At 71.1% G+C, this 7,500-nt stretch carries 6 protein-coding genes and 1 pseudogene (1 of these 7 only partly in view); 2 read left to right on the top strand and 5 right to left on the bottom strand.

Annotated features, from left to right (window positions below; genetic code table 11):
* The 3 genes from AA23TX_RS20820 to AA23TX_RS20810 all read right to left on the bottom strand — a co-directional run.
* Positions 1 to 78 carry the start of an amidase gene (locus tag AA23TX_RS20820; protein ID WP_155544561.1) on the bottom strand. 1,476 nt of this gene lie to the left of the window's left edge, so only the first 78 of its 1,554 coding nucleotides appear in the window; its start codon is at positions 76 to 78; its stop codon lies beyond the left edge, outside the window.
* Positions 78 to 1,421: a type I glutamate--ammonia ligase gene (gene glnA / locus AA23TX_RS20815; RefSeq protein ID WP_155544560.1), complete on the bottom strand. Its 1,344-nt coding sequence runs from the start codon at positions 1,419 to 1,421 to the stop codon at positions 78 to 80. Before glnA ends, AA23TX_RS20820 begins: the two co-directional genes overlap by 1 nt.
* A gap of 61 nt (positions 1,422 to 1,482) precedes the next feature.
* A complete protein-coding gene (locus tag AA23TX_RS20810) occupies positions 1,483 to 2,763 on the bottom strand; it encodes an MFS transporter (RefSeq protein ID WP_155544559.1) in 1,281 nt (426 codons plus the stop codon).
* A gap of 87 nt (positions 2,764 to 2,850) precedes the next feature.
* On the opposite strand from AA23TX_RS20810, the gene AA23TX_RS20805 reads away from it, so the two are divergent.
* Complete coding sequence (locus AA23TX_RS20805; RefSeq protein WP_155544558.1) at positions 2,851 to 3,492, top strand: LppX_LprAFG lipoprotein; 642 nt, start codon at positions 2,851 to 2,853, stop codon at positions 3,490 to 3,492.
* Here AA23TX_RS20805 and AA23TX_RS20800 read toward each other — a convergent pair whose 3' ends face one another.
* Together AA23TX_RS20800 and AA23TX_RS20795 are read right to left on the bottom strand one after the other, a co-directional pair.
* Positions 3,493 to 4,974: an alpha/beta hydrolase gene (locus AA23TX_RS20800; protein ID WP_230862641.1), complete on the bottom strand. Its 1,482-nt coding sequence runs from the start codon at positions 4,972 to 4,974 to the stop codon at positions 3,493 to 3,495.
* On the bottom strand, positions 4,959 to 6,521 hold the full coding sequence (locus tag AA23TX_RS20795) for an alpha/beta hydrolase (RefSeq protein WP_155544557.1): 1,563 nt from the start codon (positions 6,519 to 6,521) through the stop codon (positions 4,959 to 4,961). Before AA23TX_RS20795 ends, AA23TX_RS20800 begins: the two co-directional genes overlap by 16 nt.
* 155 nt (positions 6,522 to 6,676) lie before the next feature.
* Between AA23TX_RS20795 and AA23TX_RS20790 the strand changes: the two are divergent.
* A pseudogene (locus AA23TX_RS20790) lies at positions 6,677 to 7,500 on the top strand (accessory Sec system translocase SecA2); the annotation flags it as partial.

Below are 7,500 nucleotides of genomic sequence, written 5' to 3'. Positions count from 1 at the left end.
CGACGCCACAGCGGGCGCCGCGGGGACGAACACGAGTGCGGCGGCCAGGATCGAGAGGAACACCGGCCGCCGCCCCATCAGAGCACCGGCAGCAGGGTTCGGAGCTCGTACGGGGTGACCGCGCTGCGGTAGTTGTCCCACTCCACGCGTTTGTTGCGGAGGAAGAAGTCGTAGACGTGCTCGCCGAGCGCTTCCGGCAGGAGCTCGGACTTCTCCATCTCGGCCAGCGCCTCTCCCAGGTTCTGGGGCAGCTGCGAGTACCCGGCGGCGCGCCGTTCGGACTCGCTCAGCTGCCAGATGTTGTCCTCGGCGGGCGGCGGCAGCTCGTAGCCCTTCTCGATCCCCTTCAGCCCGGCGGCCAGGATGACCGAGTACGCCAGGTACGGGTTGCACGCCGAGTCCAACGTACGGATCTCCACCCGTCGCGATGACGCCTTTCCGGGTGAATACATCGGGACGCGGACGAGCGCGGAGCGGTTCGCCCGGCCCCACGAGACCGTCGTCGGCGCTTCGCTGCCGCTGATCAGGCGTTTGTAGGAGTTCACCCACTGGTTGGTGACCGCGGAAATCTCCTTGGCGTGGTGCAGCAGGCCGGCGACGAACGCCTTGCCGGTCTCCGACAGCTCGTGCGGGTCCTCGGCGTCGTAGAAGGCGTTGCGATCGCCTTCGAACAGGCTGATGTGGGTGTGCATGCCCGAGCCGGGCTGGTCCGTGAACGGCTTCGGCATGAACGTCGCGCGCACGCCCTGGGTCAGGGCGACCTCCTTGACGACGTAGCGGAACGTCATCACGTTGTCGGCCATCGTCAGCGCATCGGCGTAGCGGAGGTCGATCTCCTGCTGGCCCGGTGCCCCTTCGTGATGGCTGAACTCGACCGAGATGCCCATCGCCTCGAGGGTCTCGATGGCGTGCCGGCGGAAGTGCGTCGCCGTGGCGTGGCTGGCCTGGTCGAAGTAGCCGCCGTTGTCCGCGGGCTCCGGCTCGCTGCCGTCGTCCGGCAGGGTCGAGAGGAGGAAGAACTCGATCTCCGGGTGCACGTAGCAGGTGAAACCCGCTTCGGCGGCCTTCGACAGCTGGCGCCGCAGGACGTGCCGCGGGTCGGCCCACGACGGCGAGCCGTCCGGCATCGCGATGTCGCAGAACATGCGGGCCGAGTACGGGCCGCCGTCCGGTGTCTCCCACGGCAGGACCTGGAAGGTGGCCGGGTCGGGCTTGGCGACCATGTCCGACTCGTAGACGCGGGCGAAGCCCTCGATGGCCGAGCCGTCGAAGCCGATCCCTTCGGTGAAGGCGCCTTCGAGCTCGGCCGGGGCGACCGCGACGGACTTGAGGAACCCCAGCACATCGGTGAACCAGAGACGGACGAAACGGATGTCGCGCTCCTCGAGCGTGCGGAGCACGAATTCCTGCTGGCGATCCATGGCCGCACCCTAACGACAGCGTGTTAACGGGATGTTTCACGACGCGCCGAGGGTGACGAAGTCAGCTCGCGAGTACCGGGACGGGCTTCTTCGCCCGCTTGATGGCCAGCGAGGCCACGGACGCCAAAACCGCCAGGACCGCCGCCGCGTACCAGGCCACGTTGTAGTTGCCCAGCTGGTCGCGGACCAGGCCCGCCGCCGATGCGGCGAACGCCGCTCCCAGCTGGTGGCAGGCGAAGACCCAGCCGAACACGATCGGGCCCGCGTCGCCGAATGCGCGGACGCAGAGGGCGACCGTCGGGGGGACCGTGGCCACCCAGTCGAGGCCGTAGAACAGGATGAACGCCCACATGCTCGGCTGCACCGAGTCGGTGAACAGCTGCGGCAGCAGGGCCAGCGAGAGCCCACGCAGGGCGTAGTAGACGCCGAGCAGGATGCGCGGGTCGACGCGGTCGGTGAGCCAGCCCGAAAAAATCGTGCCGACCACGTCGAAGACGCCCACCAGGGCGAGCAGGCCGGCGGCCGTCGTCTGGGGCATGCCGTGGTCGTGCGCGGCCGGGACGAAGTGGGTGCCGACCAGGCCGTTCGTCGTCGCGCCGCAGATCGCGAAACCCACCGCGAGCAGCCAGAACGTGCGGGTGCGGACGGCCTGGCCGAGGACCGACAACGCACGCCGGGCCGAGCCGGTCTTCGACGCCGGGCGCGCGACCTCGGCGTCGGCCGGTGCGCCGTACGCCGTCGTGCCGACGTCGGCGGGGTGGTCGCGGATGACCAGCAGGACCACCGGGACGACCGCCAGCGCCGCGATCGCGATCACCAGCGACGCCGTCCGCCAGCCCGAGCCCACCGCGAGGTTCGCGATGAGCGGCAGGAAGATCAGCTGGCCGGTGGCGCCCGCCGCGGTCAGCACGCCGGTGACGACGCCTCGGCTGCGGACGAACCACCGGGCCGCCACCGTCGCGGCGAAGCTCATCGCCATCGAGCCGGTGCCCGCGCCGATCAGCACGCCCCAGCACAGGATCAGCTGCCAGCTCGCGCTCATGAAGACCGTGCCGGCCGCGCCGAGGGCGATGACGAACAGCGCCGTCGCCGAGACGCGGCGGATGCCGAACCGCTCCATCAACGCGGCCGCGAAGGGCGCGAAGAGGCCGTAGAGCACGAGGTTGACCGAGACGGCCGAACTGATCGTGGCCGTGGACCAGCCGAACTCCTGGTGCAGCGGGTCGATGAGGACGCCGGGCGCGGACCGGAAGCCGGCGGAGGCGAGCAGCGCGACGAAGGCGGCACCGGCGATCAGCCAGGCGCGGTGCAGCTTCGGGGCAGGGCGGGTCTCGACAGTCACCCATGCAGTGTCGTCGCGGGCGCGAAGAGCCGAAAGTGGCTTGAAGGACATCGTCCGCAAGGATCGGGCCAACAGTAGGCTCGGGGGATGCGCCGTCTCGCCTTCCTGCTCGTGCTCCTCCTGACGGCCGGCTGCACCGGGTCACCGGACACGCGCGGGCCGTTCCCGGCCGGGTCCGAGCTGGTCAGCGAGGCGGCGAAGTCGTTCGCGGCGGTGCGGGGCGTGCACTTCGCGGCGGGCGTCAACGGCGTCCTGCCGGGCTTCCCGCTCCGGCTGATCGAGGGCGACGCGACCCTCGACGACCACGGGTCCGCCGACGGCACGGCCGACATCCAGGACGGGGACGGGCACACGAAGTCCGGCTTCACCGTCAAGGACGGGCACGTGCTGACCGGTTCCTGGGCCGGTCCCCTGCCCGACGCCTACACCGTGAGCGCGTTCCTGGGCCCGCACGGCGGGCTGAAGCGCCTGCTCGACGGTGTGACCGACGCGAAGACCGAGGGACGCGAGAACGTCGACGGCGCGGCCGCGCTGCGCGTGGACGGCCGGGTGCCGGCCGCCGTCGCCCACAGCGTGCTCGAGCAGATCGACGGGGACCTGAACGTCAAGGTGTGGGTCTCCGACACCCTGCCCCGGCGGTTCGTCCGGCTGTGGGTGCAGATCCCGCCCCCGGACGCGCACCTCAGCCCGGTGATGATCGAGCTGTCGCTGACCCACCAGCAGGCGTAGTCACGGCCGCGGGCAGCGCTCACCCTCCGGCGGGACCGTTCCGTCGACGAGGTACGCGATGCCCGCGCGGTCCACGCAGCTGTCGCCCTGCAAGAACACCGTGTGCTGGACGCCCTCGTAGGTGAGCAATACGCCGCCGAGGTCCTTCGCCAGGTCGATGCCCTGCTGGTGGGGTGTCGCCGGGTCGTGCGTGGTCGAGACGACCAGGGTCTTCGGCAGCGCTTCGACGCGCGGCGCGTGCTCGTCGGACGTCGGCGGGACCGGCCAGGTCGAGCAGATGTCCAGCTCGCTCGTGTCGGGCGTGCCGCCGGCCAGGAACGGCGCGCCGGCCAGCATCTCGTCGTGGGCGCGCTCGATCGCGGCCCGGTCGGTCACGCGGGTGTGGTCGACGCAGCGGACCGCGAAGTACGCGTCGATCGCGCCGCTGTACTTTCCGTCGCGATCGCGCTGGTAGTAGCCGTCGGCGAAGGCCAGCAGGGTCCGGCCGTCGCCCTGGGCCGCCTGCGCGAGCGCGGCTTTCAGAGCGGGCCAGTCGCCACGCGAGTAGAGGCCCGCGAACGTGCCCGTGATCGCGTCCTCGAACGACAGCTTCCGCGTCCCGGCCGGGATGGGCTTCGTGATCAGCGGACGCACCAGCCGCTGGAGCCCCTCGGTGCCGCCGGTGAGCGGGCACGCGCACCACTCGCCGAACTCGTTCAGCGCGTCCTGGAAGCCCGCGGCCTGCGTGACCAGCGAATCCACCAGGCCCTGGGCGGGGTCGATGGCGCCGTCGAGCAGCAGCGCGCGGACGTTGCGCGGGTACGCCTCGGCGTAGGCCGCGCCGATCTGGGTCCCGTACGAGTAGCCGAGGTAGGTCAGCTTCTCGTCGCCGAGCGCGGCGCGAAGCACGTCGAGGTCGCGTACGACGTCTCGCGTGCCGACGTTCGCGAGAAGCGTCTTGCCGTACTTCGACACTTCGGCGCACTTCGCGCCGTAGGCGGTCGTTTCGGCGAGCTGCTTCTTCACCCCTTCGGGCGACAAATCGCTTTCGACGTCGGACGCGCGATCCGCGTCCTGCTCGGCGTCGGAGCGGCAGGTGATCCGCGGTTCGCTCGTGCCGACGCCGCGCGGGTCGAAGCCGACCAGGTCGAAGCGCTCGATCAGGGGTGCGGCGGCGGGTGTCTTGGCCAGCGCCGCGGCCGTCGAGGTGCCCTGACCGCCCGGGCCGCCCGGGTTCACGACCAGCGAGCCGATCCGCGACTTCGTGGCCTTGTGCCGCAGCAGGCCGACCGTGATCGCCGGTCCGTCCGGCGCCGCGTAGTCCAGCGGCACGCTCAGGTGCGCGCAGTCCAGCGCGTCCCCGCACGGCGTCCACGTGAGCTTCTGCTGGGTGAACTTCCCCAGGTCGGGAGGTCGCGGCGCGGGCGGCGGCACGGGTGCCGGAGCACTCGTGCACGCCGCCAGCAGCACCGCGAGGGCGGCGAGGCCTACTGCCCGGTGCACCGGGTCCCCTCCGGCGGCACCGTGCCGTCGACGAGGTAGTCCGTGCCCGCCTGGTCCACGCACTTCACGCCCTGCAGGAACACCGTGTGCTGCGTGCCCTCGAAGGTGAGCAGCGCGCCCTTCAGGCCCTTCGCGAGGTTGACGCCGGCCTGGTACGGCGTCGCCGGGTCGTTGGTCGTCGAGATGACCAGCGTCTTCGCCAGGCCTTCGACGTTCGGCACGTGCGGCTCGGAGGTGTTCGGCACCGGCCAGAACGCGCAGGCGTCACGGGCCGCCGAAGCCGGGCGGCCGTCGTCGAGGAACGGCGCCACCTTCACGTACTCCTCCTGCGCCTTGAGGATCACGGCCGGATCGGTGACGCGCGGGTCGTCGACGCAGCGGATCGCGGTGAAGGCGTCCTGGGTGGTGCCGTACTTGCCGGTGGAGTCGCGCTCGTTGTAGATGTCGGCGAGCTTCTCCAGCGTCGCGCCGCGCTGCTGCTTCAGCTCGTTGAGGCCGGTGTTCAGGACGTCCCAGAGACTCTCCTGGTAGAGCGCCTGGATGACGCCGGTGGTCGCGTCCTCGTAGGAGAGCTTGCGGCCGTCGCCGACCGGGACCGGGAAGTCGATCAGCGGCCGGACGAGGTCCTGGAACACCTTGACCGCGGCGCCGGCGTCCTGGCCGAGCGCGCAGTCCTGCTGGGCGGTGCACGACTTCGCGAACTGCGTGAACGCCGTCCCGAAGCCCTGGCCCTGGGCGACCAGCGACTCGACCGCGTCCTGCTCCGGGTCGACTGCGCCGTCGAGGATCATCGCGCGGACGTTCTTCGGGAACGCCTCGGCGTAGGCCGACCCGATCCGGGTGCCGTAGGAGTAGCCCAGATAGGTGAGCTTTTCGTCGCCGAGGACCGAGCGCAGGACGTCCAGGTCCTTGACGACGTCCCGGGTGCCGACGTTGGCCAGCATCCCGGTGCCGTCGTCGGTGCGCTGGGCGCACTTCTCCGCGAAGTCCTTCTCCTGCGACTCCTGCTTGAGCACGCCGCCCGGCGAGCCGTCCGTCTCGCTGTCGTCGGCGCGGTCGGCGTCGCGCTCCTGATCCGTGAGGCAGTGGATGGCCGGCTGGCTGGCGCCGATCCCCCGCGGGTCGAAGCCGACCAGGTCGAAGCGCTTGGCCAGGCCGGTGCTCGTCGTCGGCTTGACCAGCCCGGCGGCCGCGACCATGCCCGACGCGCCCGGGCCGCCGGGGTTGACCACGAGCGACCCGATCCGGGAACCGTCGTCGGTCGCCTTGTGGCGGAGCAGGCCCAGCGTGATGGTGTCGCCGGCCGGCTTGGCGTAGTCCAGCGGCACGGTCAGCCGGGCGCACTGGAGGTCCTTCGCCTGGAACGCCGACCGGGCGTCTTCCGACGTCGCGTAAGGTGCGCACTCGCCCCAGCTCAGGCTCTGGCCGTAGAACCGCTCCAGACCGGCGGGGACGGGCCCGGACGGCGGGTGCGACTCGGTCGTCGGCGCGACCGGTGCCGGCTTGCCTGTGGACGTGCAGGCGGCCAGCGAGGCCGCGATCAGCACGGATGTCGCAATTGCGGTGATCCGGCGACGACCGGACCTGGCGCTGGGATGAGGGAACACGGTTGGATCGTCCCATCCGGCCGCGGAACTCGAACGCACCACCGCCACGTTGGGTGGGGCAGGCCGGTCGAGCGAGAGAGAACGGGAGACCAGGGGTGGCAGCACTGATCAGCCGGGTGGGCAAGAAGCTCCGCCGGATCATCCAGCGGCCGGGCAGCGTCGAGCTGATCCGCTACGAAGCACTGCTGCCCGCGGTCGAGAAGCTCGAACCCGAGCTCGAGAAGCTCTCCGACGAAGAGCTGACCGAGCGGGCGGGCGAGCTCCGCGAGAAGCTGAAGGACACCGCTTTCGGCGACAACCACCTGATCGAGATCTGCGCGCTCGGCCGCGAGGCCGCGCGGCGGGCCCTCGGTGAGCGCGCGTTCGACGTCCAGATCCTCGGCACGATGGGCCTGCTCAGCAAGCACGTCGTCCAGATGGAGACCGGTGAGGGCAAGACGCTCGCCGGCGCGCTGGCCGCGGCCGGCTACGCGATCCGCGGGAAGCGGGTCCACGTCGTCACGGTCAACGACTACCTCGCCCGGCGCGACGCGGAGTGGATGGGCCCGGTGTACGCCCTGCTCGGCGTGTCGGTCGGGTGGGTCGAGCCCGCGCACTCCCGTGAGGAGCGTCGCGAGGCCTACCACAAGGACGTCACGTACGGCGCCGTCGCCGAGATCGGCTTCGACGTCCTGCGCGACCGGCTGGTCACCGCGGTCGACGACCTGGTCCAGCCCGACCCCGAGGTCGCGATCGTCGACGAGGCGGACTCGGTGCTGGTCGACGAGGCCCGCGTCCCGCTGGTGATGGCCGGCTCGATCGACCACACCGATGCCGACGAAGAGGTCGCGAAGGTCGTCCGGCGGCTGCGGCTCAACCTGCACTACGAAACCGACAGCGAGGGCCGCAACGCCTGGCTGACCGACGCCGGCGCGTCCGT

Origin of the sequence: Amycolatopsis camponoti (assembly GCF_902497555.1) — a bacterium.
GTDB lineage: Bacteria > Actinomycetota > Actinomycetes > Mycobacteriales > Pseudonocardiaceae > Amycolatopsis > Amycolatopsis camponoti.
Note: the sequence above shows the minus strand (reverse complement) of the source record. Positions and strands in the feature narration are given on the sequence as shown.

Bases quoted from the DNA above. Each gene is read 5' to 3' on its own strand.
- glnA (WP_155544560.1), bottom strand. From the start codon at position 1,421: ATGGATCGCCAGCAGGAATTCGTGCTCCGCACGCTCGAGGAGCGCGAC.
- AA23TX_RS20805 (WP_155544558.1), top strand. From the start codon at position 2,851: ATGCGCCGTCTCGCCTTCCTGCTCGTGCTCCTCCTGACGGCCGGCTGC.